This window comes from Gemmatimonadota bacterium (assembly GCA_016712265.1).
GTDB lineage: Bacteria > Gemmatimonadota > Gemmatimonadetes > Gemmatimonadales > Gemmatimonadaceae > RBC101.
Window position 1 is genome coordinate 722,380 of record JADJRJ010000031.1, and the last position, 25,980, is coordinate 748,359.

Consider the following 25,980-nt stretch of genomic DNA (forward strand, 5'->3'; position numbering starts at 1 on the left):
GCCTCTGGCAGGAAAAACAAACGCCCGGCAGCTTCACGCTGTCGGGCGCTTGCATACGCTGGTGTGTCGTCAGCCCTCGCGCATCAGAACGCCGCGCATTGCGAGGCCTTGAGCACGTTCAACCGTCCGCGGCCGTAGCGCGCGCGGGGCGTGCCCACCGCGTCCGTGTTGGAGAGAATGCACGACTCCAGCGCTGGCGTCGGCACGCTCCCGATGGTCGATTCGACCACGGCGGCCGCGCCGGCGACGAGCGGGGCGGCGAAGCTTGTCCCGTTGCCGAACAGGTAGGTCAATCCGCTGGCGCACGCACCACCGAAAGCGAAGCGGGAGCAGGCCGAAATGATGTAGTCCTCGCGCACCCCCTCGGGGAGCCCACCATTGCCGCCCGGGGCCACGAGGTCGAGTGCGTCCAGTGCCCCAAAGTTGGAGTAGCTGGTGAGGAGGTCGAAGTTCTTCTGCCGGTACGGGCCGGTCGCGCCAACACTGATCACCCCGCGCATTTGGGCGGGGATGTTGATGACCCTGAGCGCCTCGCGGACGGCGCCCATGTTGAAGCCGTCGTTGCCGGACGCAGCGACGACCATCGTGCCCGACTGGCGCGCCAGGTCGATGACGCCCTGGAGGGCGGAGAGGAGCGGGGCGTTGGCCGGGTTGGTCTCCTGCACGTAACCGCCGAGGCTCATGTTGATCACGTCGGCGTTAAACTGGGTGGCGAGGTAGATCCCGTAGATGATGTCGCCGAAGGTCCCGTTGCCGTCTTCGCTGAGCACCTTGATCGAACAGAGCGTGGCATTCGGAGCGACCGAGGCCATGCCAAGGCCGTTGCTGCGAATCTGCGCCGAAACGAAGGTGCCGTGGAAGTTGTAGTCGTCCGAGGTGAGGTCGGAGGCAAAGCGCGGGGTGAAGATCTCCGTGACATTGCGTGTCGGATCCACGGTGCCCGCCAGGTCCAGGTGGCCGGGATCAACGCCGGTATCGAGGACGCAGACGGTTTCACCCGCGCCGCCGTTGCTCGGCGTCCATGCCTGGTTGGCCCTGGTCACCTTGAGTGACCACTGGAACTGGTTGAAGAACTGCGCACCGCTCTGGTCCGTTCCGGTAGCCGCCGGCCCGCCCACCGCCGTCACGAGCTGCGGCTGCACCAGCGTGGGCTCCGGCAGCCAGCGCATCAAGCGGTCCCTGACAATGGACACATTCGGGTCCGCGGCGAGTGTTGCGGCATTGGCGTCCGAGAGTTCCTGGACGTACAGGAGGCCTAACGCATCGATCTGGCGCACGACCCTCGCGCCCATCGCGGCGATCGACGCACTTGCCGTGGACATGCCCGACGCGGATCCGAGCCTCACCAGATAGGTCCCGGTTTCTGTCGATGCGGTGATCGTCGACAATGCGGGTTGGTCCAGTGTCCGGGGACTCACCGTCGGCTCCGTGGCACCGTCGGAGCAGGCGGCGGCGAGGGCGGCGAGCACAAGGTACGAGGTGCGTCTGGTGGTCGACTTCAACTGCGTTCCCATGAAGATCCTCCGAGTGAGTACCGCGGCTGGAATACGGGCGGTTGTTGGAGAGACGCAGTGCCCGGGTGCCAGCGTCGCTGAGTGGTGGCTCACACTGTGCCGGATCCCTACGCGCTGTCAACCTGAGGCGCACTCGCCACAGGTTCGCGCTCGGTCGGGCGGTGCTGGCGCCCTCCCGGGCAGCGATCGCAGGGTCGTGTTAGTGCACGTACTTCATGGGACGCGTAAAGCGGGCCGCACCTTGCCCCCTGGTGTCTACCTCGAGAAACCCGCGAGCGTCGCGCCCATTGCGTCGATGGTCTCGCGCGCGTTCCAGCGCTCCTGGCCGTTGTACAGGAAGGCAAAGGCCAGGCGTTCCCCTGAGCGCGAGGTCACGTAGCCACCCAGTGACACCACATCACCGGTGGTGCCGGTCTTGGCGTGCAGGTTGCCCTGCGCCGGGGTGTTTATCATCCGGGAGCGGAGGGTCTCCGAGGTGCCCGCGATGGGAAGCGACTGCTCGAACTCCCGCGACCACGGGGCACGGCTGGCATAGGCCAGTAGGTTCGTGAGTGCGCGCGGGGTCACCCGGTTGAGCGACGAAAGTCCGCTGCCGTCCTTGATCTGAATGGCGTGCGGGGCGATACCGGCGCGCTCACGGAGCAGCATGTCGAGCTGCTCGTCGGCCAGTTGCGCGCTCCCGACCGCGGCGCCGTCCGGGCCCCTCGCGGCCGCGCGCAGCAGCAGCTCGGCGAAGTGGTTGTCGCTCTCGCCGTTCATCACGCGGGCAAGCTGGGTCAGCGGCGGCGACGACAAGGTCGCCACGCGGGCCGCGCCATCGGGAGTAGGATCGCTCCGCACGACACCGTCCACGTTGATCCCTGCCGCGATCAGCGCAGACCGGAAGGCGCTGGCGGCGAACTGGGAGGGGTCTTCAACGACCACCGTGTAGACTCGGGCTTGGGAGCGTCCACCGATCCACCCCTTGGCCACGACCGTCCCGTCCTTCGTTCGGCTGATGGAGAGCCGGGCGCTGCGACCGGTCCCGCGAATCTTCGTTTGGTTGACCACCTTCACCCCGGCCAGCGCGGGCCGCAAGGTGATGGACGGGGTCGCACGGCCGCGGACCGGTGTGACGGCGACGTGCAACAGGTTGGCATTCAGGGACAGCGCCGAGACACGCGCCGCGTAGCTGTCGTTCAGGTAGCGGGCGAGCCATCCGTCAGGGATCCGGCGGGCCTCAAAGGCGCTGGCGTCGGCGATGATGTCTCCGGTGACGCGCTTGACCCCGGCGTTCACGACCATCTGAGCGAGGACGGCCATCGGCGACTCGGGGGTTCCGCCGAGGAAGCGTCCGGCGAGGGCGGGGTCGCCGCCGCCGCGAAGGACCAGGGAGCCCCGGAGGGTGCCATCAGGCTCAAGGGTCCCGACGCGCAGCACGTCGGTGTTGAGCTGGTGCCAGGGGCCGAGTCGATCGAAGGCGAGGACGGTGGTGAAGAGCTTCTGGGTGGAGGCCGGCATGAGCGGCGTGTCGGCCTGCCGGGCGAAGAGGGTGTCCCCGCGCGTGAGTGAGGTGACCAGGACGCCCCAGGTACCCGTCTTGACGCGTTGATCCAGGAGGGCGTTCAGGTCCGATGCCAACGAGGCGGCCCCCCACGGGGTCGTGGGGACCAGCGGAGGGGGTGGCGGCGGCCGACGCCGCCCTCGCGATGCCGCAGGGACCACCTTCTTTTTGGGGGGCGCGGATTTCGTCCGAGTCGACGCGGTGGAGCGACGTGGGGTCTCCCTGGACTGGGCGCCCGCCGCCATGGCGTCACCGACCACCAGGGCGGCGACCGCGAAGCAGGATCGGAGATAGCGGCGGGCGAGGCGCATACGGGGACCGGTAATGCCCCGCTGCGAGCCGGGGATCAGACCTTGAAGTACACCTTGCGACGATCCAGGGCGAACAGGATCGCCGCCCAACAAGCGACGAAGGTGAGCGCGTAGAGCAACGAAGCGTTCCGCGGGGCCAGCCAGCTGGCGAAGGCCTGGTCGTAGATCACACGCTGCAGGGGCGCTCGCGCACCGTCGACGGGCACCGTAATGATGCTGCCCATGAGGCGTGCCATCGCCCCCGACCCGAGGAACGCGATCATCGGGTTGCGACCAAACCAGTGGAAGGGCGCCGCCCAACTCGTTATGCCTAACACATCCACCAGCCAGGTGCAAGTCGCGAGGGCGACCGCTCCCATCCCGGCGGTGAACACCACGTAGGAACTGGTCCAGAGGCTCTTGTTGATCGGGAAGGTCCAATGCCACATGAGACCCACGACCATGGCCAGGGATCCCACGCAGGCGAGGGCGAGGAGCCGGTCGGGGAGCGGTCGGCTGGACCCGAGCCACCGCCCGACAAACGAACCGCAGAGCACCGTGCCGACGGCCGGGAGGGTGCTGAGGAGCCCCTCAGGATCCCAGGTCTTCGACGTCCGCCAGAGGTGGGACCCGAACACGGACCGGTCGATCCAGGCGGCGAGCGAGGCGGAGGGATCGTCGAGGTTGAAGGCGCCCAGCCCGTATCCCGGGACGGGAACGAGGGTCATGAGCGCCCAGTACCCCAGAAGGATCGCGACAAGCACCGCCAGTTGTTGGCGCCACGACGTGCGGAGGATGACCAGTCCGGCGACGAGGTAGGCGAGCCCGATGCGCTGAAGGACGCCGGGGATGCGTACCTCGGTGATCCGCGTCAACGGGATCCAGGGAAAGGAAGCCAGCAGGAGCCCGCACGCGACGATGAGCGCCCCACGCCGGACCACCTGCCTGACGAGCGCGGCATCGCTGCTCCCGCGTTGGCGTCGGGCCTCGAGCGAGAGGTGGGTGGTCACTCCGACGATGAACAGGAAGAAGGGGAAGATGAGGTCCGTCGGGGTCCAACCATGCCAGGTGGCATGGGCGAGTGGCGGGTAGATGGCGGACCAACTTCCCGGGTTGTTGACGAGCAGCATGCCGGCGACGGTGAGTCCGCGGAAGACGTCGAGGGCCGGGAGGCGCGTGCGGGTGGAGTCGGTCATGGTCGGACGATACGGTCCGAGGTGCCGGGATGGCGAGGGGGCACGGTCCGTCCCACGGGCTGCTTGCGCACCGCCGACACCGGTCGTATCGTCTCGCCCGCCGATTGTATCCAATATCGGACTGGTGGTCCCCAACCACCACGAGATCGGCACCACACACCCCAGGAGGCTCCATGCAGCACAGGCTCGGTCAGCGACGTTGGTCGACGCTGGCGTTCCTGCTCGTCGCGAGCGTCTCGTCCCTGCACGCCCAGGCCACCGGCCGGGTCACGGGACGGGTCACGGATCGCGATGGCGGAGCGCCCGTCGACGGCGCACAAATTCGCGTGGACGGCACCAACGTCGGCGCCATCACGGGCGCGGACGGACGGTACACGATCGCACGCCTCACGGCAGGCACGTATCAGGTGCGCGTGATCCGGATCGGCTACCTCTCGGCGATCCAGTCAGTCACGGTCAGCGCCGGTGGTGCGGCGACCTCCGACTTCACCATCGTCAAGGCACCCTACCAGCTCGAAGCAGTCGTCACGACGGCCACGGGGCAGCAGCTGACCCGCGAACTCGGCAACTCGATCGCCAAGATCGACGCGGCCAAGCTGACGGCCGATGCGCCGATCACCGCGATGCAGGATGTCCTCAACGGTCGTACCGCGGGCGTGACGATGATTGCGTCCAATGGGAGCGTGGGCGGTGGGTCGCGCGTGCGCATTCGCGGGATCAGCTCGGCGTCGCTCTCCAATGATCCCCTGATCCTTGTGGACGGCGTCCGCATGGAGTCTGGGTCGTTGGCCCTCGGGACGTTCATCGGAGGAGCACGGCCGAATTTCCTGAACAACCTGAATCCCGAGGAGATCGAGAGCATCGAGGTGGTGAAAGGCCCCTCGGCGGCGACCCTCTACGGGACGCAGGCGGCCAACGGCGTGATCGTCGTGACCACCAAGAAGGGGAAGGCCGGTCCGGCGAAGTGGAGCCTCTTCGGTGAGGGCGGCCGGTCGTATGACCCGGCCGAGTACCCTGGCATCTATTACACAGAGGGACGTACGTCGGCCGGTGCGGCGACCAACTGTCTCCAGTGGCAGGCGGCACAGGGGTCGTGCACGGTGACCAAGGTGCATACGCGCAACCTCCTTGAGGACAAGGAAACGACGCCGCTCGGCGTTGGGCAGCGTCAGCAGTATGGCGCCCAGGTGACCGGTGGTACGGAAACGGTCCGGTACTTCGTCTCCGGCGACTGGGAAAATGATCTCGGTGTCCTCAAGATGCCGGATGCGGAAATCGACTCGCTGCTCCTGGAGCGTGGCATCACGACCTTGTCGCGTGATCAGCGCATCCCGAACCAGCTGACCAAGGCGAACCTGCGCACGAATCTGAACATCGCCCTGTCGCAGGAAGCCGACCTGAACATCAACGCGGGGTACGTCAACAACTGGACGCAGTTCCCGCAGACGGGCGACAACCTGCAGGGCGCGATCACGTCCGGGATGTTCGGCATCCCGGCTCCCGGGTTCCGCAGCCACTGGGGCTTTGCCCCGCCAAGCCAGGGCTTCTCCAAGCAGGTCTCGCGATACAACAACCAGTTCCTGAACAGCGCGACGATGAACTACCGTCCCTCGTCGTGGCTCTCGACGCGCGCGACGGCCGGCGTGGATTGGCTCGCGTTCAATGACGAAGCCTTCATCGCGAACGGACAGGGCTGCGCCAGCTGCGGCATCGACCGGCAGGGCTTGCGGCAGATCAACAAGTGGAACAACGCGAAGTGGTCGGTGGACCTCAACGCGACCTCCACTTTCCAGCTGACGTCGTCGATCCAGTCGAAGACGGCGGTGGGCATCCAGTGGAACCGCGATCGGCTGACGGGCTCGCTCAGCCAGGCCGCGATTCTCCCGCCGGGCGGCCGCACGATCGACGCCGGCTCGCAGAAGACGTCGGCCGAGCAGACCATCGAGACCGTCATCTTCGGGGCGTACGTGGAGCAGCAGTTAGGGTGGAAGGACAAGTTGTTCGTCACGGGGGCACTCCGCCGCGACCAGAACTCCGCGTTCGGCGGCGACTTCGGCGCTATCGTCTACCCGAAGGCCACCGTGTCGTACGTGGCGATCGAGCGCCCGGATGCGAAGTGGCTCAACCAGGTCCGTCCGCGCCTGGCCTACGGCGTGTCGGGCCAGCAGCCGACCGCCTCGGCTGCGGTGACGTTCCTGAACCCGACGACGACGTCGATCTTCGGCGGCGGCGACGTGCCGTCAGTGACATTCGGTGCGCTGGGTAACTCGGGGATCAAGCCCGAGCGCTCGCGCGAGATCGAGGGCGGGTTCGACGCGAACTTCTACAACAACCGCGTCTCGCTGCAGGTCACGTACTACAACAAGGAAACGTCCGACGCCCTCGTGAACCGTCCGCTGCCGGGTTCGCTCGGTGCCGGTGCGTCGCGCATCGAGAACATCGGTGTCGTGACGAACAAGGGGATCGAGATCTCGACCAACGCTCGTATGTGGGATAGCGACAACCTGCGCTGGGACCTCGGCGTCGAGTACTCCCAGAACAAGAACAAGCTGGTCTCCCTGGCGCCGGGCATCCCGCCGCTTACCGGGTTCGGATTCCAGAACCGGCCTGGCTACCCGTTGTTCGGGTTGTGGTGGCCGCGCCTGACGAGCTACAAGGACGCGAACAACAACCAGCAGATCGAGCCGAGCGAAGTCGTCGTGACGGACACGGCGGTCTTCAATGGCTACACGGTGCCGGTCAACACGATCGGGATTAACAACTCGTTCGGCTTGCTCAAGGACCGGCTGCGCATCTCCGGCCTCCTCGACATCCGCACCGGGTTCGTCTCGCACAACGTGAACGGCCTCTTCCAGTGCGCGTTCGTGCAGAACTGCGCGGCGCTGCATGTGAAGGGCTTTGACCTCGAGGAGCAGGCGAAGGCCGTCGCCGGTCCGCGTGCCTTCGGCGCGTATGGCGAGAAGGCGGACTTCATGCGGCTGCGCGAGGCCTCGGTCTCGTACACCCTGACCCCGCGCCTCGCGAGCCTGCTCAAGGCGAGCGGCGCGACCGTCACGTTGACTGGGCGCAACCTGTGGCTCCAGACCGACTTCACCAGCTGGGATCCCGAAAACACGACGCAGGGCGGCGATGCGGCGAGCTACAACTTCGTGCAGCAGGCGCAGCCGCGTCAGTTCCTCGTCCGCATCAACCTCAACTACTGATAGCCACCACCATGCATCCCATGAAGAACACGGCGATGTTTGCGCGTGGCGCGCGCCTCACCGGCGCCACGCTTGCGGCGGTTAGCCTCGCCGCCTGCTCGACGGAACGGTTGCTCAAGGCAGACCGTCCCGACCAGATCTCTCCCGGGGCCCTATCCGGTTCGCTCCAGGGCGCGGCGGCACTCTACGCCGGCGCCATGGGTGACCTGACCGTCGCTATCTCCGGCGGTGGTGGGGGTGGTGCCGGGATCGGCATCATCACGGCCACGGGGTACCTGAGTGATGAATTCGCCTTCGGTGCAACACCGCCGGAGCTGCGCGAGATGGACTTGCGTGCGGTCCGCGAACAGAACGGTGCCTGGTTGCAGACCTACATCGACCAGCACCGTGCGCGTACCGCGGCAGATCGCGCGGCCGCCGGCTTGAAGGCCGCCGGTGCCGCCGATGGACGCCAGGCGGAAATGCTGGCCCTGTCGGGGCTGATCAACCTGGTGCTGGCCGAGAGCTATTGCTCGGGGGCACCGGTCTCCACGGCGGAGCCGGATATCGTCTACGGAGATCCGCAGACGACGACCCAGCTCCTCCAGGGGGCGTCAGCGAAGATGGACGCCGCCTTGGCGGCAACCGGGATCGATGCCAAGTCGCGCAACCTTGCGAACCTGCTCAAGGGCCGATCACTCTTGAACCAGGGTCAGTTCGCGGCAGCGGCAGCAGCGGTGGCGAGTGTGCCAACCACCTTTGACTACCGGTTCCAGCACGGCACGGCGACCCCGCGCCAGCAGAGCTTCACGTTCAACTACTCGTACAACGTGCAAGGGCTACTGGTCGCGAACCTGGAAGGCACCAACGGCCTCAACTTCGGAACGGCGGGCGACCCCCGGGTTCCGGTGGATGGGACCGGCGCGCCGTCGGTGTTCGACCAGCGCACGCCGGCCTGGTTCTTCAAGGCCTACAACGCGTTCAACCACTCCGTGAAGATCGCCTCGGGGGTGGAAGCACGCTTGATCGAGGCCGAGGCCGCACTCCAGGCCGGGAACACGGCGCTCTGGCTCTCCAAGCTCGCCGAAGCCCGCGCGCCCTACAGCATGGCAGCCCCGACGGATCCAGGCGCGCAGGCCGCGCGCGTCGACCTCATGTTCCGGGAGCGTGCGTTTGCGCTCTTCGGTCAGGGGCGCCGCGTGGGTGACCTCCGTCGCATGATCCGCCAGTATCAGCGTGGGGCGGAGACCGTCTTCCCGACGGGGCCGTACCACAAGGACAACCTGACGCGCGGCGGGGACGTGAACATCATCATCCCGATCTCCGAGAAGAACAACGCCAAGTTCACGGGTTGCCTGAACCGGAACGCATAAGGCACGATCGGCGAACCGATTCAAGGAGTGAAAGGAGGGGCAGGGAGGCGTTACGCCTTCCTGCCCCTTTCTCATGCCCGTCGCCCTCGCGGACGCACGACGTCCGGCCGCGTGAGCTCCTTTTCGCGCGAATTGCGCCTTTCCTGATGGGTGGGGTGGGGCAGGTCAGCGCAATTGACCTGGCGGCCGCGGGCGCGTGTTCTCCTCCCAGCGCGTCCCGCGCGCCGTGCCCGAGTGCCAGCTAACGGGCGGGCTGCATTGAATCGACGCGCCAGGGCACGAAGCCGGTCGGGCGCGTCAGGTACACACGGGCCGCGACACTCGTGTCCGCCGGCGTGCGAAGCCAAACGATGGCGGTCCTCCCGATCCCTGCCTGCCCGGTCAGGCGCGATCGCTTGAGGATGAGCGACCCGGTGTCGCCATTGACCGCAGCCAGCGCTCGTGGTTCCGGGCCGTCGGTGGACCCCTCGACCACCATGTTTGCCACCCATAGGAGGAAGAGGGTGGACAGTGTGCCCACGAACCAACGCACAGCGGCGGGGCGCGTCGGCGCGGCGGGGACCTGAACCGTGGCGGTCGCTGCGAGAGCGGCACGCGCACGCGCGTGGGGAACGAACATCATCCACACCTTCTCGCGCTCGACCCAGAGCAGGAGGGCGAGCAATGCCGTGTAGATCGCGACCAGGTACTTCACTCCGGGAAAGCCGTAGGCGAAGTCCATCACCGTGATGTTGAGCGCCACCGGAAAGAGGGCGGCGGCGCCGACGAATGCCGTCCGGGGAAACAGGAGGAGGATCCCCGGGATCAGCTCGCACATCGCGATGAACTTCGCGTAGGCGGGCGAGAAGCCGTAAAACGCCCACACCAGGAAGGGGCCACTTGCCGTGCTGCGCGTAATGGTCCATTCGCCGTAGACGAACTGGCCACCGAAGAGCTTGACCAGGCCGTAGGCGATGAAGACCACGCCGAGGAACCGGCGAATCAGGACAAGGGGAAGGGCATCGGGGCGCATGCGATGAACATCATGCGCCATGCGGGCGGTTGTCGAGGGTCGCGCGGATCGCGCGGAGGAGGGCCTGCGGTGTCACCGGTTTGTGGAGGAGCGTGCAGCCGTTGTCCTTGAGCCACTGGTCGGTGACCTCGGAGGCGCTGTAGCCCGACAGGAACAGGCAGGGGAGCTCCGGCCGCTGCCGACGCATCTCCTCGAGGGCGCCGCGACCGCTCAATCGGGGCATGACCATGTCGAGGATGACCATGTCGATCGCGTCTGGATTCTCCGTCAGGCGTGCACAGGCCTCCCGCCCGTCGCGAGCGGTGATCACGCGGTAGCCCACGGCGGTGGCGGCCCGTGACACCAGCTCTCGGATCGCATCCGCGTCCTCGGCGACCAGGATCGTCTCGGTGCCTCCCGGCGCCGCTTCAGCATCTCGCGTGGGCCGCGGTGTCGGGGCGTCGCCAGACACGGGCCAGTACACGCGGAACGAGGTGCCCTCGCCGGGGACGGTGTCGACACGGATGAAGCCGCGATGCTGTTCGACGATCCCGTAGACCACCGCGAGCCCCAGGCCAGTGCCGCCGCGGAGTCCCTTGGTTGTGAAGAAGGGCTCGAAGATGTGCGCGGCGACCTCCGGCTGCATCCCACTCCCCGTGTCCGCCACGACCATCGCGACGTAGGTGCCAGGCTGGGCCCAGGGATGGTCGGCGACAAACGACTCGGGCACGTCCACCACGGTCTCGAGGATGAGTCGGCCCCCGTCAGGCATGGCGTCGCGGGCGTTCAGGCAGAGGTTGAGCACGACCTGCTCAAGCTGGGAGCGGTCGAGGCGTACCGTGGGAAGGCGCGAGCCCGGATGGTACTCCACCTCGACCTGTTCACCCAACGTGCGTCGGATGAGGGTGAGGCTTGCCGAGAGCGCCTCGTTGAACTCGACCACTTCGAGGTTGAGGACCTGTCGACGGGAAAAGGCGAGGAGTCGTCGCGTGAGGTCGCTCGCGCGCATCGCCGCCTCGGTGGCATGCGTCAGGTCGCTGACGGCCTCGGGCGCCTTGGTCTTCAAGTCGTCCACGGCCATCGAGAGAAATCCCGTGATCACCTGAAGCATGTTGTTGAACTCATGCGCCACGCCACCGGCAAGCTGCCCGATGGCCTGCATCTTCTGCGACTCGCGCAACTGCTCCTCGAGCGCGGCGGAGCGTGCCTTGGCGGCCTCACGCTCGCTCAGGTCCCGGACGAAGCCGGTGAACATGGTCCCCGTCGACAGCTGGGCGACGGCGATGGTGAGCTCGCAGGGGAAGGTCGTGCCGTCCGCGCGGCACGCACGGAGCTCGAGTCGCTGGCCGACCAGTCCACTCGATCCCGTCGCCGCAACGCGGGCGAGGCCGGCGCGGTGCTGCGCGCGCTGCGCGGCGGGAATGATCAAGTCGGCCATGTCGTGCCCGATCATCGCCTCGCGGGCGTAGCCAAAGATGCGCACCGCGGCCGGGTTCACGTTGTCGATGCGCCCGCGGGCATCGAGGGAGATCACGGCGTCCATGGCCGACTCGAGCATCACGGACATGCGCGTGTTGCTCTCGACCAGTGCCGCATCACGCTCGGCTTCCAGCCGGGCGCGGACCCGCAGGCCGAACACGAGGAGCACGGTCGTGATGACAAACAACAGGAGGATGATGTCCACCACGCCGCTGGCCCGCATCACCGGGCTGGCGATGTCCAGCACCAGCAGCAACGCGATATTGAGCACACCGAGGGTGATCGTCGCCGCGCTGCCTAGCAGGATGCTGCCGAGAATCAGGTCGATGAGGAGGTAGACCACGGCAACTGGCGGGCGCTGTGGGTCGGCGCCGAGGAACGTGGCCGCGAGGAAGGCGGGTGGGAGGAGCACCGTGAGTATGCTCGCCAGCGTCACGTAACCACGCCGGTTGAGCAGCAGTGCCACCAGCAGCACGGCGTACCCGGGCCAGGGGATGCGGTATCCCGGGTCCGCCGTGTACCGCACGATCGCGTTGAGCGAGAAGAGGATGAGCAGGGACATGAGCACCTGCTGCAAGACCCGGCGTCGGTGGCGGCTACCGATCGGGTCGTCGGCCCAGCGGGGCATCCGGCGGTGCGGTGTGACGGTCACGCCAAACGGATAGCGCATCACCGCGTCCCGGGCAACCGGCACCGGCGCGCCGCTGGGTGAGTGTACCCTAACGAACGAAGGCGGGCTCGGGTCAACCACTCCCGCCAGCGGGGTGCCTTTGGCAGGCCGCCGTACCGTCGAGCTCGGGGTATCGGGGAGCCCCAGTGTCCTGCGCCGTCGAGGATGCGCAGTATGCAGGTGCACGGAACCGTCCGTGCCGATCAACCAGACGGGAGGGGACGATGGGAACGAGCGCACACACCCATGGCGCCGCAGGCGCCGGGGATTGCACCGGATGTGGCGGCGGATGCATGGGGGACGTACCAGGTGGTTGCCAGGGGCCCGCACATGTCCCGTGGCTGCCACACGACCGGTGCATGAGCTTCTTCGAATCGCGCGTGTTCGGCGATGAGCGATTGCACGTGCGGGTCACCTACGAACACTGCCTCAAGCTGAAGGGACGCCAGCAGGGGCCGCTCCTCTACTCCACCACCCTGATCCCCGGTGAGGAGGTGCGGATCTACGAGTTCGACCGCTATCGGCGCACGCGCTCGGAGACGCAGCGGCTTTCCGTGCACGCGTCGTTCCGGCAAACGGTCAGCGCGTTGTCGCAGAACCGCCGGTCGTCCAGCACGTCGTCGTACGCGAACAGCCTGCTGGAGACGCGGTCCGCCTCCGATTCGTCGCTGTCGGTGGGCGGTGGCCTCGCCGGATTCTTTGGCGCTCCCTCAGGTTCCATCGATCGGTCGAGTGCGGCCGAGACGCGCTTCGCGACCGGGGCCACGGCCAGCGCGACGGCCGAGACCTTCTCCCAGTACGCCGTGACCGCGTCACAGGCGATGGAGGCGGAGCGCTCGATCGTCGTCAGCACCTTCGAGGACGCGGAACACCGCGAAAGCACGCAGCGTGTCCTGAAGAACGAGAACCCGTGTTACGCCGTCACGTACTTCGTGCGTCGCGTGCTCGAGGTGTACCAGCTGGTGACGCGGGTGGTCCTGATCGAGTGGCGGCTGGGTTCCCAGGGCGAGTGGCGTCGCCTGGATGACATGGGCGACCTCAGCGCCAGCCTCAAGAAGGTGGTCGAGGCCACCTTGAAGGGCGGGCCGAAAGTTGGCCAGGAAGCGCGTGATACGCGGGAGATCACGGTCCCCACGGACGGAACGCTGTATGAGGCCGAGTTGGCCCACTGCTCGTCGTGCGATCCCATGCGCGAAGCGCAGCTCAACGTCGCGATCGAGGCCTCGCGCCTCGAGGCCCGACGGAAGTGCCTGGAGGCGGAGTTGCTGTCACTGGAGGTGGAGCGCCGGCGAGGTCTGCTGGCGGCGGGCACGGGGGTCGAGTTGGGGCTGGTGCCCGTTTCGCTCAACCCCGGCTTCATCTTCAACGACGCGCCGGCCTGAGTGAAGAGCGGCCGGGCGCCCCGTGGGGGATGCCCGGCCGCTGCTGGAGCTGTGTGGGGTGCGGCTTCGGGCGACAGGCCCGGGCCGTGCCTGGTCAAGCTTCGCGATACGGCCCACCACCTTGGGGGCCGCGCCCTCGGCCTCCACGACGCCGGCGTCGCTTGCTGGCACTGCCCGGTGCCGATGGAGTCCCTGCGACGTGGTCCGGCCGGTCGGCGCGCGCGGCGGGTGCTGCTGCCGGTCGGGAAGGCCCGGACCGCGCGGCCTCACGTGACGGCCGCTGCTCGCGCGGGTTTGCCTTGTCGCGTCCCTTCGCGCGCTGCGCGCGGTGGGCGGCGAGCCGGTCCTTGAGCGGGACCTCCAGCTTCTGGTCGGTCCGGGCGTTGTAGTCGAAGTCGGGCAGGGTCACGCGCGGCAGTCCCTTGCCGACGGCCCGCTCGATCGCCCGCAGGTCGTCCTCTTCGCCCGGTGAGACAAAGGTGTAGGCCTCGCCGGTGAGTTCTGCGCGCGCCGTGCGTCCGACGCGATGGATGTAGTCCTCGGAGGCGAGCGGGACGTCGAAGTTCACCACATGCCCAAGCGCCTCCACGTCGATGCCACGCGCGGCGATGTCGGTCGCCACGAGGACGCGGAAGGTCCCGTCCTTGAAGCCGGAGAGCGCCTGAGTACGCTGTGCTTGCGAGCGATTGCCGTGAATCCGGGCGGCTGAAACGCCGCGTTTGTCCAGGAACTCCCACAGGCGGTTGGCCCGGTGCTTGGTGCGCGTGAAGACCAGGGCCTGTTCCATGAGATCCCGGTTGAGGAGCTCGAGCAGCAGGGCCGACTTGAGCTCCTGCTGGACCGGATAGACCGCCTGGGTGATCCCCACGGCCGGCGCCGCCTTGCGCGCCAGGTTGATCGTGAGCGGGCTCTTCAGCATCTCGCGCGTCAGCTCGAGGATTGGCCCGGGCATCGTGGCGCTGAAGAACAGCGTCTGCCGCTTGGCGGGCAGCTGCTTGAGGACCTTGCGGATGTCGGGGAGGAACCCCATGTCGAGCATGCGATCCGCTTCATCGAGCACGAGGTGCTCGATGTGGCCGAGGGATGCGTACGGGTGGCGCAGGTGGTCGAGGAGGCGCCCCGGCGTCGCGACGAGCACATCGACGCCGGTTCGGAAGGCGTGTTCCTGCGGCCCCATCCCGACGCCGCCGAAGATCGCCGCGCCGCGAATCGGGGTGTGCAGGGCGATGGTATTGAACTCCTCGAGGATCTGGGCGGCCAACTCGCGCGTGGGGGTCAGCACGAGGACCCGCGTGCCCTTCCCCTTGCGGGTGAGCAGCTGGTGCACGACGGGGAGTAGGAAGGCGAGCGTCTTGCCGCTTCCGGTCATGGCGCACGCCAGGACATCACGTCCCTCGATAGCCCCCGGGATCGCGTCGGACTGGATGGGGGTCGGCTTGGCGAAGCCGAGTTCCTTGACCGCCTTGAGCAGGGCGGGGTCGAGATGGAGCGTGGAGAAAGACAGGAGGCGGACCGGTAGGGGGCGAGGCGGCAGACGGCAGACGGCAGACGAAAGCTAGCGGGCTCGGGGCCTGCGGGGGGCGTTGAATGCCGAACGGCGCCCTGAAAAGCAGAGCGCCCCGGCTTTGAGGGCCGGGGCGCTTCGAGAAGTCGGCGACCTCAGGGGAGGTGCGCGATGCACTCGATCTCGATCTTCGCGTTGGGGACCACCAGCGCGGCCACCACTACCGTGGAGCGAGCCGGTGGTGCCGAGGGGAAGAAGGTGCGATACACGGCGTTCATCCCGGCGAAATCCTTCACGTCGGTCATGAAGACCGTGCACTTGTCGACCCGATCCATGGTCGTTCCCGCCTGCTCAAAGACGCGCTTGATATTCTCGAGCGTCGCCTTGGTCTGGCCGGCGATGGATGTATCAGGATTGTCGCGGCTCATGCCGAGCTGGCCCGATCCGTAGACCGTCTTTCCGACGATGATCGCCGGGGTCAGCGTCGGGGACGACGTGCCGACCGGCTTGCGGTCCTGCGCGCCAACAGTGGTGGCGGCGAGGGCGAGGAGAGCGAGGTAGCGCATGGGTTGGGATCGAGACGGTGGACGGGGGCGGCAGACGGCAGACGGCAAAGCTGCGGGGTGGGTGTCGCGAAGGCTAGTGCCCCCCTTTGACTGCCAGACGCAACGAGGGCCGGGAGCGGCAACTGCGCTCCCGGCCCTCGCTACGTCTGGTCGGGTGAGCCGCTACTTCTTCAGCGCACCCATGACCGCGAGCAGCGCCATCAACGTGGCAATCGCGATGATCAGCGGCCCGGTGAACAGGGCCCGGAACAACTTGTGGTCGTACTTGAGGTGCATGTAGAACATCACGACGATCGCGAACTTCACGGCCGACATGATGAGCAATGCGGGGACGAATATCGAGGACGCAACAAAGCTGGGGATGTAGTAGGCCCAGACCTCGACGATCGTGATGACCGTGAGGATCAGGGCGACCCACTTGTACTCCTTCCAGCTTGGGTGGTAATGCTCGGCGTGGGAATCGTTCGCCATGTCGGGCCTCAATCCGGAATGAGGTAGAGGAGAGTGAAGATCGCGATCCAGACGACGTCGACGAAGTGCCAGTACAGGGCGGCAAGGTCAACGTTCAGGGCATCCTTTGGTCCGAGCCCGCGCTGGTAATCAATCGCGAGCAGGGTACCGAGCCAGATCACTCCGGCGGTCACGTGCGCGCCGTGGAAGCCGGTGAGGGTGAAGAAGGTGGAGCCGAAGAGGTTGGTCTTGATGGTCAGCCCTTCGTGGACGAACGAGGTGAACTCGTAGGCCTGGAAGGCGAGGAAGCCGGCGCCGAGAAGGCACGTCATCCAGAGCCAGAGCTTGGACGAAGCGAGCATCCGGTCACCGAGGCCGGCTCCGGAGGGCAACGGCTTGTCCTTGTTCTCGACCGCGGACAGCGCGAGCACCATCGCCAACGACGACATCAGCAGCACGAAGGTCGATGCCGAGGTGACCGGGATGTTCAGGATCGGCGCGAACACCTTGCCCGTCTGCGGGTGCGTCCAGGACGAATGCGGGAACGGCCCGACGACGGAGCGGCCCTTGTAGATCAGGTACGTGGAGATCAGTGAGGCGAAGAGCATGCACTCCGACCCGATGAACGCCCAGATGGCGATCTTCCGGCTGTCGAGGCCGGTGGTCGTGTAGTGGTGGTGCTCCTCGTGGCTCCCGTGGGCGGGAGCCGCATGGGCGTTGGCGGACACGAGTGGTTGGGCTCCGAGGGAAAGGACGGAGGAAGGAATTGGCCGGCCGGCAGAATCGGCGGCGCGCATTTAGTGGTGCTCCTCGAGCGGGGTGGTGAGCCACGCATAGAGGAACCCGACGAGCATGGAGGCGCCAAGGCCGATGCCGGCGAACCCTGCGGACTTGTTGTGGGGCAGGATCAGCAGGCCGGTGAACATGATGACCAGGCCGAGGGCGGTCCACAGCGGCTTGATCGTGGAGGACGGCATCGGGATGCCGAGCTGCTTCGCGGTGAAGGTCTCGGTCTCGATGTGCATGTCGACCACGTCGTGCTCACCGGTGTGTACGAGGCCGGCGTCCGTGTGGGGCACGTCCTTCGTCCGCTCGGGGTGGGTGAGGTCCCACAGCGGATACCGCGAGTGGACCACCGGGATCTTGGCGAAGTTGTACTCGGGCGGCGGCGACGGGATCGACCATTCGAGGGTCGCGGCGTCCCACGCATTCCCCGGGGCCGGGGCCCCGCCCTTCTTGGAGGCGAAGAAGTTCCAGATGAAGATCAGCGTCGCCGGCATCAGCAGGAGGGCGCCGATCGTCGAGATCATGTTCAGGGTGTCCCAGCCTTGGTTCGCATCGTACGTGTAGATGCGGCGTGGCATGCCGAGCATGCCGCTGAAGTGCATCGGGAAGAACGTCAGGTTCATCGCGATGAAGTTCAGCCAGAAGTGCCAGGTGCCGGCCGTCTCGTTCATGTAGCGGCCGTACATCTTCGGGAAGTAGTGGTAGATCCCGGAGAAGATGCCCATGATCGCGCCACCGAAGAGCACGTAGTGGAAGTGCGCGACGATGTAGTAGGTGTCGGTCTGCTGCAGGTCGGACGGCGGCGACGAGTGGGTGATCCCGGAGATGCCGCCGATGGTGAACAGGGCGATGAGGCCGATGGCGAACTTCATCGCTGCCGTAAAGCGGATCGAGCCGCCCCACATCGTGAAGATCCAGTTGAAGATCTTCACGCCCGTGGGAATGGCGATGAGCATCGTGGTGAGCGAGAACACCGTGTCCCCGATCGGGCCCATGCCGACGGCGAACATGTGGTGGGCCCACACGCCAAAGCCGAGGAAGCCGATCAGGATCCCGGAGTAGGCCATCACGCCATACCCGAAGAGTGGCTTCTTGGAGTTGGTCGGCAGGACCTCACTGACCAGGCCGAAGGCCGGGAGGATGAGGATGTAGACCTCGGGGTGACCGAAGACCCAGAACAGGTGCTGCCAGAGGAGCGGGTCGGCGCCGGCCGAGACCTGGTAGAAGTTGGTGCCGAAGAAGCGGTCGAACTGGAGGAAGACGAGCGCGATCGTGATCACCGGGAAGGCGAGGATGATCAGGAACTGCGTCACGAACGACATCCAGGTGAACATCGGCATGCGCATCAGGTTCATCCCGGGCGCCCGCAGGTTGATCACCGTGGTCGCAAAGTTGAACGCCGCCGCCAGCGAGGAGATACCGAGGATCTGGATGCCGAGGACCCAGAAATCCATGTTGATCCCGGGCGAGTAGGTACGTCCCGAGAGTGGGGCGTAGGCAAACCAGCCACCGTTCGGCGCCATCCAGCCGAAGATCGGGATGGTGATGAACAACCCGCCGAACAGGTACACCCAGTAGCTGAACGCGTTAAGTCGCGGGAAGGCGACGTCACGGGCCCCCAGCTGCAGGGGGATGAGGTAATTGAAGAACGCGGCGGAGAGCGGCATGATGGCCAGGAAGACCATCGTGGTGCCGTGCATCGTGAAGAGCTGGTTGAACTGGTCGGCCGTTACGATGGTCTGGTTCGGCTTCATCAATTGCCAGCGCATCAGGACGGCCTCGAGGCCGCCAAAGACGAAGAAGAAGAGGGAGGTGTGGAGGTAGAGCGTGCCGATCTTCTTGTGATCGGTCGTCGTCAACCACGCCATGATCCCTGCCTTCTCGCCGCTCGCATACGACGTGTAGGTGGGAGATGCTGCGACGGTAGCCATGGGGATGTGGATTCGGTGTCGGAGGTCGGTCGTGCCGGGGTGCGTGGGGCGGCGCCCCGGCCCATCAGCCGTCTACTTCAGCGTTCGCAGGTAGGCCACGATGTCGGCGATCTGTTCGTCCGTCAGGCCGCCGGTCGAGACCGGCCGCTTGAGGATGGGATCCATCTCGCCCTTGCCGACCACCTGCATCTTGGCGCCGGGCTTCATGGCCACCGCGTTCTTGATCCAGTAGGCCATATGCTTCGCATCGTTGGGAAACAGTCCCCCGGCGATGGTATGCCGCGAGGCGACGTGGGTCAGGTCGGGCCCGATCGGGCTCTGCGAGGCCGGGTTGCCGCGGATCTTGTGGCAGCCGATGCACAGCGACCGCGAGTAGGTCTGGAAGCCGCGGGTCGCATCGCCGTTGGCCAGCGCCGCCTCGTTGAACGTGAGCGACGCAGGAATCGGTGTGCGCGGCACGATGTGGGCACCCAACTGGTCGACGGGGAACTCGTATCCGCTGCTCGGTGCGGCGGCGGGCGCTGGAGGCGGTGCTGGGGCCCTGTTGGCGGCCGGGACCGCCGTTGCCGGTGCGACGGCGGGCGGCGCGGGCGGCGGGAACACCGCGTTCGCCGCCTGGTGCGTCGCCCAGCTCTCGAAGTTCGCCGCATTCACCGTGTAGGCCCGGAACCGCATGTTCGCATGCGAGTCCCCGCAATACTCGTTGCAGCTCCCGATGAAGGCTTGCTCACCCGTGGAATCCGGGGTGAACCAGATCCGATTCGTGTGGTTGTTGATCAAGTCGCGCTTCCCGCCAAGCGCCGGGATCCAGAACGAGTGGATCACGTCGACGGTCTGCAGCTCGAACTCGACGGCGCGCCCGGTCTGCAGGTACACCTCGTTGGCGGTGGAGACGTTGTACTGCGGATACTTGAACTCCCACCACCACTGGTGGCCGATCACCTGGATCTTGAGCGCGTCCGCCGGAGCGGCGCCCTGATACTTCCAGATGTAGCGCACGGTCGGCACGGCAATGATCGCCAGGACGAACAGCGGGAGGACCGTCCAGGTGATTTCCATGACGGTGTTCCCGTGCACGTGCTTCGGATCGGGGGAGTTGGGTCGCCGCCGATACCGCACGATCGCGTAGAGCAGGATCGCCTCGACGATGACGAAGACGATCGTGCCCCACCACATCATCGTGTTCCACAGCGACGTGACGTCGCGGTTGAACTCCGTCGTGGGGAGAAAGGTGGAGTTGGGGTAGTTGCCGCCGCATGCCGCGATGGCGAGCAACAGGAGCGCCGGCCATGCGGCGCGCACGAGCTGACGCGGGCCAGAATTCCGTGTCATCACTCTGTCCAGAGGGGTGGTGTCGAAATGCGCCGCGCGAGGGTCGCAACGGGCAGGCTAAAGCCGCCGCAAGCTACCGGCCGGGGAGCATGCCGGCAAGCAGTCAGGGAGTTCCGGACCCGTTGCGATTCAAGGACTTAGGTCCGAACGAGGTCGCAGGCGGCAGACGACAGACGGCTGAAGGCAGACGACCGATCCGCGCACGGTCGCGGGGCGCAGTCTCGTCGCCGGACGCAAGCCGTGGTTCAGCCTCTCTCAGCCCTTGGGTGCGGCCTTCTCCTCTCCCCCGGAGGTGTGCAACTCCTTCGTCTTGTTCACGGCGATCTCCAGCGCCGTCCGGATCTGGCCCACGAACTCACGCAGCGAGCGCAGGCGCGTCTGGTCGCTCCCGCCTCGTGACAACACCAGGATCAGCGCAGACACCAGGTCCGAAATCATCCCGAACTGCCCCTTGAGCAGCCCGACCAGCGGCGTCGCCGTCCGCTGGATCTGCTGGCGCATCTGCGAGGTGTTCTTCTGGCCCCGCACCTCGATCGCCATCCGCTCCACGATCGCATGAATACGCGTTAACTGGAGCTGCGCCTGATCCAGCGTCGCCATCTTCGCGATGCCGGCGCCGTCCATCTTGGGGCCGCTCATCCCGTGCCCCCGCCAATCATCGCGCTAGGATTCAGGATCTCATCGAGGCGCTCCCGCGTCAGCAGCCCGCGCGACATCACGATGTCGTAGACGCCGCGACCCGTCGCCGCCGCCTCCTTTGCGACGTCGGTGCACGTCTTGTACCCAAGCACAGGGACCAGGGCGGTCACGATCCCGATGGACTCCTCAACAAACCGCTTCAGGCGATCGGGATTCGCCGTGATGCCCTCGACGCATCGCGACTTCAGCACTGTGCAGGCGTTACGCAGTGACGCAATTCCGCGCAGCAGGTGATAGGCGATCACTGGCTCGAACGCATTCAATTGAAACTGACCCGCCTCCGCCGCCATCGTTACCGTCACGTCCCCGCCGATGATCTCGAAGCACACCTGGTTCACCACTTCGGGAATGACCGGGTTCACCTTCCCCGGCATGATCGAGGAGCCGGGCTGCATGGCCGGCAGGTTGATCTCGCCAAACCCGGCCCGGGGCCCCGAAGAGAGCAGGCGGAGGTCGTTGCAGATCTTGGAGAGCTTGGTCGCGCAGCGCTTGAGCACACCACTCAACTGGACGAACGCCCCGGTGTCCGAGGTGGCCTCCACCAGGTCCGGTGCGGTCACCAGCGCGAGCCCGGTCACCTGGCTCAGGTGGCGACGGACCGACTCAGCGTAGCCCGCCGGGGCGGTAATCCCCGTCCCGATGGCGGTCGCGCCCATGTTGATCTCGCGGATCAGCGACAGCGACTCGCCCAGGCGCTCCACATCCTCGAGGATCGTGTGGCCAAACGCCGAGAACTCCTGGCCGAGGGTCATGGGTACCGCGTCCTGGAGCTGCGTGCGACCCATCTTGAGCAGGGGGGAGAACTCACGCCCCTTGGCCAGGAACGCCTCGGCCAACTCGCGCATTGCCACGCGCAGGGTCTCGATCTCCCCGTGCAGCGACAATCGAACAGCGGTCGGATACACGTCGTTGGTCGACTGGCTCAGGTTGACATGTTCGTTCGGGTGGAGGCGATCGTACTGCCCACGGCGTTCCCCCAGCAGCTCCAGCGCGCGGTTCGCGATGACCTCGTTGGCGTTCATGTTCGTGGAGGTCCCCGCGCCGCCCTGGATCACGTCCACGAGGAAATGCTCGTGATGTCGGCCGGCGCGGATCTCTTGCGCGGCCGTGGTGATGGCGTCGCATCGCTCCTGATCCAGCAGCCCGAGTTCCTGGTTGGCCAGCGCGGCAGCCTCCTTCACGGCGGCGAGTGCCTCGATCAGGGCGGGGAGCTCGCGGATCGGGGTGCCGGTGATCGGGAAGTTCTCGAGGGCGCGCAGGGTCTGGACGCCATACAGGGCGTCGTTCGGGACGGTGCGGACGCCGAGGAGGTCCTTTTCCTCGCGGACGGCCGCGCCACTGAAGCCCATGAGGCGTCCACGGCCGGCGAGGGTGGCGTCGGTCGCCGCCAGTCGCCGCGAAATCGCCCGGGCGGCACGCCCGACCAGCGCCGCGTAAAGCTGCGGAAAGTCCTTCAGGATGTCGGCGACCCGGTCCTTGCTGAGGACGAGGGCTTGCGTGTCCTGCAGGGCGAGGGCCGTGGTGCCATGCGGCGTCTCGTCCAAGAGGATCCCCTCGCCGACGGCCTCGCCGGCCCCAAGGGTGACCAGCCGGATCGGGCGGTCGCCCGCGCTCTTCTCGATGGCGATAGCGCCCGAGACGATGAGGGCCATGAGGACCCTGGGTTGGCCCTGGGCGAACAATTCGTGGTTGGTCTCGAAGGTGCGAGGCTCCACGTGCTTGGCGAGCTGGTGGATCGCCGTGTCAGTGAGTCCGGAGAGGAAGTCGAGGGCCCGGAGTTGTTCGCGAATCAATTGTGGCACGGAGTCCGCGGGGCGGAGGGTTCGCAGGGAAGTCTAGCACGTCCTCAACAGACGACAGGGCCGGCGGGGTCGATACGTCTCGGTCGGTCCGGTCCGGTTCGCACGGATGGCCGGCCGTCTGGTGGCCCGGCTGGGCGCGCTCGGGGTGTTCGGCCGCCGGGGGTGACGCGGTCGGCCCTCGAGGGCCGACGCGGACGACACGCGTGGATTTGACACAGACGAGCTGACCCCATATACCTAGACCGTCAGGCATAGGAGTCTAGGTATGGCACGCAACGACATCCTGCAGGGCACGCTCGACCTCCTGGTCCTCAAGACCCTGGCGCGTCGCGGGCCGCTGCACGGCTACGGGATCACGGCGCACATCCAGCGCGTCTCCGACGAGCAGCTGCGCGTGGAGGAGGGGTCGCTCTACCCGGCGCTGCATCGCATGGAGCAATCCGGGCTGGTGCGCGCGACGTGGGGACTGACCGAGAAGAACCGGCAGGCGCGCTTCTACACCATCACGGCGGCCGGCAAGAAGCAGTTGGGGGAGGCAGAGGAGAGCTGGGCCCGGCTGCGCGATGGCGTGCAGCGTGTGTTGCGGTACGCCTGACCATCACGCGAGAGGCTGACATGTGGTTGCGTCGACTGCTGAATGTGCTGCGCCCGGGGCGCGTCGAGGACGAGATCCGTCGCGAACTCGACTTCCATCTCGCGGAGCGCGAGGACGACCTCGTGGCGGCGGGCGTGCCACGCGACCGGGCGCGGCATGAGGCGCGACGCCGCTTCGGGCACGTCACCACGGTGCGCGAGGCCACCCGGGACGCGGATCTCGCCCCGCGCGCGGAGTCGTGGCTCGCCGATGTGCGGTATGCGACGCGCGCGTTGCGCAGCGCCCCGGCCTTCACCCTGGTGGCCGTGGCCTCACTCGCGCTCGGCATTGGGGCGAACACGGCCATCTTCAGCCTCGTCAACGCCGTCATGCTCCGGTCGCTCCCGGTGCAGGCGCCCGAGCAGCTGGTCGCGCTCAGCATGTCGGCAGACGACGAGCTGGCCAGCTTCACCAACCCACTCTGGGAACAGGTCCGCGACGGGCAGGACGTGTTCGCGGGGGCCCTCGCCTTTGGGGGCGCCCAATTCAACCTCGCCGACACCGGGGTCGAGCGCCCCGTCGACGCGCTGTTTGTCAGCGGATCCTACTTTCCCGTGCTAGGTGTGGGGGCGGCGTCGGGGCGCATCCTCGGCCCGGCAGACGACGTGCGCGGGTGTGCGGCGACCGCGGTGCTCAGTCACGCCTTCTGGCAACGGGAATTCGGCGGCGACGCGGGCGCCGTGGGTCGCCAGGTCACCCTGAGCGGGCACGTGTTCGACATCGTCGGTGTGGCCGAGCCGGGGTTCACAGGCCTCGAGACCGGGACCGCACCCTCGGTCTTCGTCCCCCTCTGCGCGGGCCAGGTCCTCTCGCCCTCCGGTGGCTTCCTCGACCATCGCAGCTGGTGGTTCCTCACGATCCTCGGCCGGATGCGTTCGGACCTCCCGCTCGCGCAGGTCAACGCGCGCCTCGCGCAGCTGTCCCCGGGGTGGTTCGAGCGCACGACGCCGCCAAACTGGTCGGCGGAGAACGTCAAGGACTACCTGGGTCGCCACCTCGTGGCGCACGAGAGCGTCGACGCCTTGTCCGGCGTGCGGACGACCTACGCCGGCGCCCTCCTGGTGCTCATGGGGATCGTCGCGCTCGTGCTGCTGGTGGCGTGTGCCAACGTGGCGAACCTCATGCTCGCCCGGGCCTCCGTGCGGCGCCGTGAGCTGGCCGTGCGGGTGGCGCTGGGTGCCTCGCGCGGGCGCCTCGTCCAGCAGTTGTTCGTCGAAGGGCTCGTGCTTTCCGTTGCTGGGGCAACCATCGGGATCGGACTGGCCTACCAGGGCAGCCACCTCCTCGTGCGGATGATGTCGAGCCGGGACCCGGTCTCGCTGGACCTGTCGATCGATGGGCGCGTCTTGCTCTTCACGATTGGGGTCGCGGTAGCCACTGCGGTGCTCTTCGGCCTCGCCCCGGCGTGGCGCGCGGTGCGCACCGACCCGCAGTCCGCGATGCAGGGTCACGGGGGGCGCGGGGTGATCGAAGGCCACAGTCGCTTCGGGATCGGGAAGGTCCTGGTGAGTGCCCAACTCGCGCTCTCGCTCGTGCTGGTGACGGGGGCGGCGCTGCTCGTCGGAAGTTTCCGGGCCCTGGAACAGGTCGAGGCGGGGTTCGTCCCGGACCAGGTGCTGGTGGTTGAAGCCAACCTGCGCGAGTCGGGTGCGGCGGCGTTGACCACCCAGGCCCGCCTCCTCGAACGGCTGCGGGCGTTGCCAGGGGTGCGCAACGCCACCAGCTCCTTCAATACTCCCCTCGCACGTTCGTCGTGGAATGACCTGGTCGTCATCGAGGGTCTCGCCGCGACGAAGCCCGAGGATCGTGAGATCTACCTCAACGAGGTTTCGTCGGACTACTTCGCCACCCTCGGGATGCGGTTGGTTGCGGGGCGCGACATTGGCCCGCAGGACCAAGTCGGGGCGCCGGCGGTGGCGGTCATCAACCAGTCGGCCGCGATGCGGTACTTCCAGCATCCCAACCCGGTGGGCCGCACCTTCCGGCTCGAGCGTGGACGGGGGACGTCGCCGCCCATCGAGGTGATTGGCGTGGTCACCGACGCGAAGTATCAGAACCTCCGAGATCCTGCGCCTCCGTCGGCGTTCTTTGCCCTCGCCCAGGATTCGTCGTTCAACGGGGGGCCCGCGTTTGTCATCAAGGCCGCAGGCCCTGCGACGGGGCTCCAGGCGGCGGTGACCGCCCTGTTCGCGGAGGTCCACCCACGGGCCACCCTGCGGTTCAAGGCCCTGGAGCAGCAGGTGGCCGACACGATCGTGCGAGAGCGACTCCTCGCCACGTTATCTGGGTTCTTCGGCATCCTCGCGGTGCTGCTCGCGGCGATCGGGTTGTACGGCACGATGGCGTATCACGTGGCGCGTCGCCGCGGGGAGATCGGCATCCGGCTCGCCCTGGGAGCTGCGCCGCGCCGCGTGCTGGGCGGCGTCCTGGGCGAGGTCGGTGTGGTGCTCCTGGTCGGGACCGTGGCCGGGCTCGGCGTCGTGCTGGTGGCTGCGCCGCTCGTGCAGCAGTTCCTCTTTGGGCTGACGCCGCGCGATCCGCTGGCGATGGCGGCGTCCGCCGTGATCCTGGCCGCGGCGGCGGCGATGGCTGGGTACCTGCCGGCGCGGCGCGCGGCCCGGATGGACCCGATGCGCGCGTTGCGCGAGGAGTAGGA

General features: G+C 67.1%; 18 protein-coding genes. 5 read left to right on the forward strand and 13 right to left on the reverse strand.

From position 1 onward, the window contains the following. Nucleotides 1-83: 83 nt before the first annotated feature. From IPK85_24005 to IPK85_24015, 3 genes are all read right to left on the reverse strand, one after another. Nucleotides 84-1,514: a S8 family serine peptidase gene (locus tag IPK85_24005; GenBank protein MBK8250433.1), complete on the reverse strand. Its 1,431-nt coding sequence runs from the start codon at nt 1,512-1,514 to the stop codon at nt 84-86. Nucleotides 1,515-1,769: 255 nt separating this feature from the next. Then, a complete protein-coding gene (gene dacB, locus IPK85_24010) occupies nt 1,770-3,368 on the reverse strand; it encodes a D-alanyl-D-alanine carboxypeptidase/D-alanyl-D-alanine-endopeptidase (GenBank protein MBK8250434.1) in 1,599 nt (532 codons plus the stop codon). A gap of 35 nt (nt 3,369-3,403) precedes the next feature. Further along, the gene (locus tag IPK85_24015) at nt 3,404-4,543 is read right to left on the reverse strand and encodes a DUF5009 domain-containing protein (protein MBK8250435.1); all 1,140 of its coding nucleotides are present in this window, start codon (nt 4,541-4,543) and stop codon (nt 3,404-3,406) included. Nucleotides 4,544-4,716: 173 nt separating this feature from the next. On the opposite strand from IPK85_24015, the gene IPK85_24020 reads away from it, so the two are divergent. Continuing rightward, entirely contained in the window at nt 4,717-7,746 is a 3,030-nt protein-coding gene (locus tag IPK85_24020) for a SusC/RagA family TonB-linked outer membrane protein (GenBank protein ID MBK8250436.1), read from the forward strand. 20 nt (nt 7,747-7,766) lie between these two features. Beyond that, on the forward strand, nt 7,767-9,098 hold the full coding sequence (locus IPK85_24025; protein ID MBK8250437.1) for a hypothetical protein: 1,332 nt from the start codon (nt 7,767-7,769) through the stop codon (nt 9,096-9,098). Between the two features lie 241 nt (nt 9,099-9,339). Here the strand turns inward: IPK85_24025 and IPK85_24030 are convergent, their stop codons facing one another. Both IPK85_24030 and IPK85_24035 read right to left on the reverse strand, forming a co-directional pair. Further along, entirely contained in the window at nt 9,340-10,131 is a 792-nt protein-coding gene (locus tag IPK85_24030; GenBank protein MBK8250438.1) for a hypothetical protein, read from the reverse strand. Continuing rightward, nucleotides 10,121-12,238 carry a PAS domain S-box protein gene (locus tag IPK85_24035; protein MBK8250439.1) on the reverse strand — a complete coding sequence of 706 codons (2,118 nt, stop codon included), beginning with the start codon at nt 12,236-12,238 and terminating at the stop codon, nt 10,121-10,123. Before IPK85_24035 ends, IPK85_24030 begins: the two co-directional genes overlap by 11 nt. Before the next feature lie 359 nt (nt 12,239-12,597). On the opposite strand from IPK85_24035, the gene IPK85_24040 reads away from it, so the two are divergent. Then, a complete protein-coding gene (locus tag IPK85_24040; GenBank protein MBK8250440.1) occupies nt 12,598-13,620 on the forward strand; it encodes a hypothetical protein in 1,023 nt (340 codons plus the stop codon). A 94-nt stretch (nt 13,621-13,714) separates the two neighbouring features. Here the strand turns inward: IPK85_24040 and IPK85_24045 are convergent, their stop codons facing one another. The 8 genes from IPK85_24045 to IPK85_24080 all read right to left on the reverse strand — a co-directional run bounded on the left by IPK85_24045 (nt 13,715) and on the right by IPK85_24080 (nt 22,540). Next, nucleotides 13,715-15,124 carry a DEAD/DEAH box helicase gene (locus tag IPK85_24045; GenBank protein ID MBK8250441.1) on the reverse strand — a complete coding sequence of 470 codons (1,410 nt, stop codon included), beginning with the start codon at nt 15,122-15,124 and terminating at the stop codon, nt 13,715-13,717. 155 nt (nt 15,125-15,279) lie between these two features. Continuing rightward, entirely contained in the window at nt 15,280-15,690 is a 411-nt protein-coding gene (locus IPK85_24050) for a RidA family protein (protein ID MBK8250442.1), read from the reverse strand. A gap of 162 nt (nt 15,691-15,852) precedes the next feature. Continuing rightward, entirely contained in the window at nt 15,853-16,161 is a 309-nt protein-coding gene (locus IPK85_24055) for a cytochrome C oxidase subunit IV family protein (GenBank protein ID MBK8250443.1), read from the reverse strand. Nucleotides 16,162-16,169: 8 nt separating this feature from the next. Beyond that, the gene (locus IPK85_24060) at nt 16,170-16,937 is read right to left on the reverse strand and encodes a cytochrome c oxidase subunit 3 (GenBank protein MBK8250444.1); all 768 of its coding nucleotides are present in this window, start codon (nt 16,935-16,937) and stop codon (nt 16,170-16,172) included. Beyond that, nucleotides 16,938-18,857, reverse strand: coding sequence for a cytochrome c oxidase subunit I (gene ctaD, locus IPK85_24065; protein ID MBK8250445.1), 1,920 nt, complete (start codon nt 18,855-18,857; stop codon nt 16,938-16,940). Nucleotides 18,858-18,929: 72 nt separating this feature from the next. Continuing rightward, the gene (gene coxB / locus IPK85_24070; GenBank protein ID MBK8250446.1) at nt 18,930-20,189 is read right to left on the reverse strand and encodes a cytochrome c oxidase subunit II; all 1,260 of its coding nucleotides are present in this window, start codon (nt 20,187-20,189) and stop codon (nt 18,930-18,932) included. Nucleotides 20,190-20,444: 255 nt separating this feature from the next. Then, on the reverse strand, nt 20,445-20,828 hold the full coding sequence (locus IPK85_24075; protein MBK8250447.1) for a hypothetical protein: 384 nt from the start codon (nt 20,826-20,828) through the stop codon (nt 20,445-20,447). Beyond that, complete coding sequence (locus IPK85_24080; protein MBK8250448.1) at nt 20,825-22,540, reverse strand: aspartate ammonia-lyase; 1,716 nt, start codon at nt 22,538-22,540, stop codon at nt 20,825-20,827. The genes IPK85_24075 and IPK85_24080 overlap by 4 nt, the downstream gene beginning before the upstream one ends. A 415-nt stretch (nt 22,541-22,955) precedes the next feature. Between IPK85_24080 and IPK85_24085 the strand changes: the two genes are divergently transcribed. After that, on the forward strand, nt 22,956-23,285 hold the full coding sequence (locus IPK85_24085) for a PadR family transcriptional regulator (protein MBK8250449.1): 330 nt from the start codon (nt 22,956-22,958) through the stop codon (nt 23,283-23,285). 20 nt (nt 23,286-23,305) lie between these two features. Next, complete coding sequence (locus IPK85_24090; GenBank protein ID MBK8250450.1) at nt 23,306-25,978, forward strand: ABC transporter permease; 2,673 nt, start codon at nt 23,306-23,308, stop codon at nt 25,976-25,978. Nucleotides 25,979-25,980 lie beyond the last annotated feature (2 nt).

Bases quoted from the DNA above. Each gene is read 5' to 3' on its own strand.
- IPK85_24035 (MBK8250439.1), bottom strand. From the start codon at position 12,238: ATGCGCTATCCGTTTGGCGTGACCGTCACACCGCACCGCCGGATGCCC.
- IPK85_24090 (MBK8250450.1), top strand. From the start codon at position 23,306: ATGTGGTTGCGTCGACTGCTGAATGTGCTGCGCCCGGGGCGCGTCGAG.
- IPK85_24025 (MBK8250437.1), top strand. From the start codon at position 7,767: ATGAAGAACACGGCGATGTTTGCGCGTGGCGCGCGCCTCACCGGCGCC.
- IPK85_24085 (MBK8250449.1), top strand. From the start codon at position 22,956: ATGGCACGCAACGACATCCTGCAGGGCACGCTCGACCTCCTGGTCCTC.
- IPK85_24030 (MBK8250438.1), bottom strand. From the start codon at position 10,131: ATGGCGCATGATGTTCATCGCATGCGCCCCGATGCCCTTCCCCTTGTC.
- IPK85_24055 (MBK8250443.1), bottom strand. From the start codon at position 16,161: ATGGCGAACGATTCCCACGCCGAGCATTACCACCCAAGCTGGAAGGAG.
- IPK85_24060 (MBK8250444.1), bottom strand. From the start codon at position 16,937: ATGCGCGCCGCCGATTCTGCCGGCCGGCCAATTCCTTCCTCCGTCCTT.
- ctaD (MBK8250445.1), bottom strand. From the start codon at position 18,857: ATGGCTACCGTCGCAGCATCTCCCACCTACACGTCGTATGCGAGCGGC.
- IPK85_24050 (MBK8250442.1), bottom strand. From the start codon at position 15,690: ATGCGCTACCTCGCTCTCCTCGCCCTCGCCGCCACCACTGTTGGCGCG.
- IPK85_24020 (MBK8250436.1), top strand. From the start codon at position 4,717: ATGCAGCACAGGCTCGGTCAGCGACGTTGGTCGACGCTGGCGTTCCTG.
- dacB (MBK8250434.1), bottom strand. From the start codon at position 3,368: ATGCGCCTCGCCCGCCGCTATCTCCGATCCTGCTTCGCGGTCGCCGCC.
- IPK85_24075 (MBK8250447.1), bottom strand. From the start codon at position 20,828: ATGAGCGGCCCCAAGATGGACGGCGCCGGCATCGCGAAGATGGCGACG.
- IPK85_24015 (MBK8250435.1), bottom strand. From the start codon at position 4,543: ATGACCGACTCCACCCGCACGCGCCTCCCGGCCCTCGACGTCTTCCGC.
- IPK85_24040 (MBK8250440.1), top strand. From the start codon at position 12,598: ATGAGCTTCTTCGAATCGCGCGTGTTCGGCGATGAGCGATTGCACGTG.
- IPK85_24005 (MBK8250433.1), bottom strand. From the start codon at position 1,514: ATGGGAACGCAGTTGAAGTCGACCACCAGACGCACCTCGTACCTTGTG.
- IPK85_24080 (MBK8250448.1), bottom strand. From the start codon at position 22,540: ATGGCCCTCATCGTCTCGGGCGCTATCGCCATCGAGAAGAGCGCGGGC.
- coxB (MBK8250446.1), bottom strand. From the start codon at position 20,189: ATGACACGGAATTCTGGCCCGCGTCAGCTCGTGCGCGCCGCATGGCCG.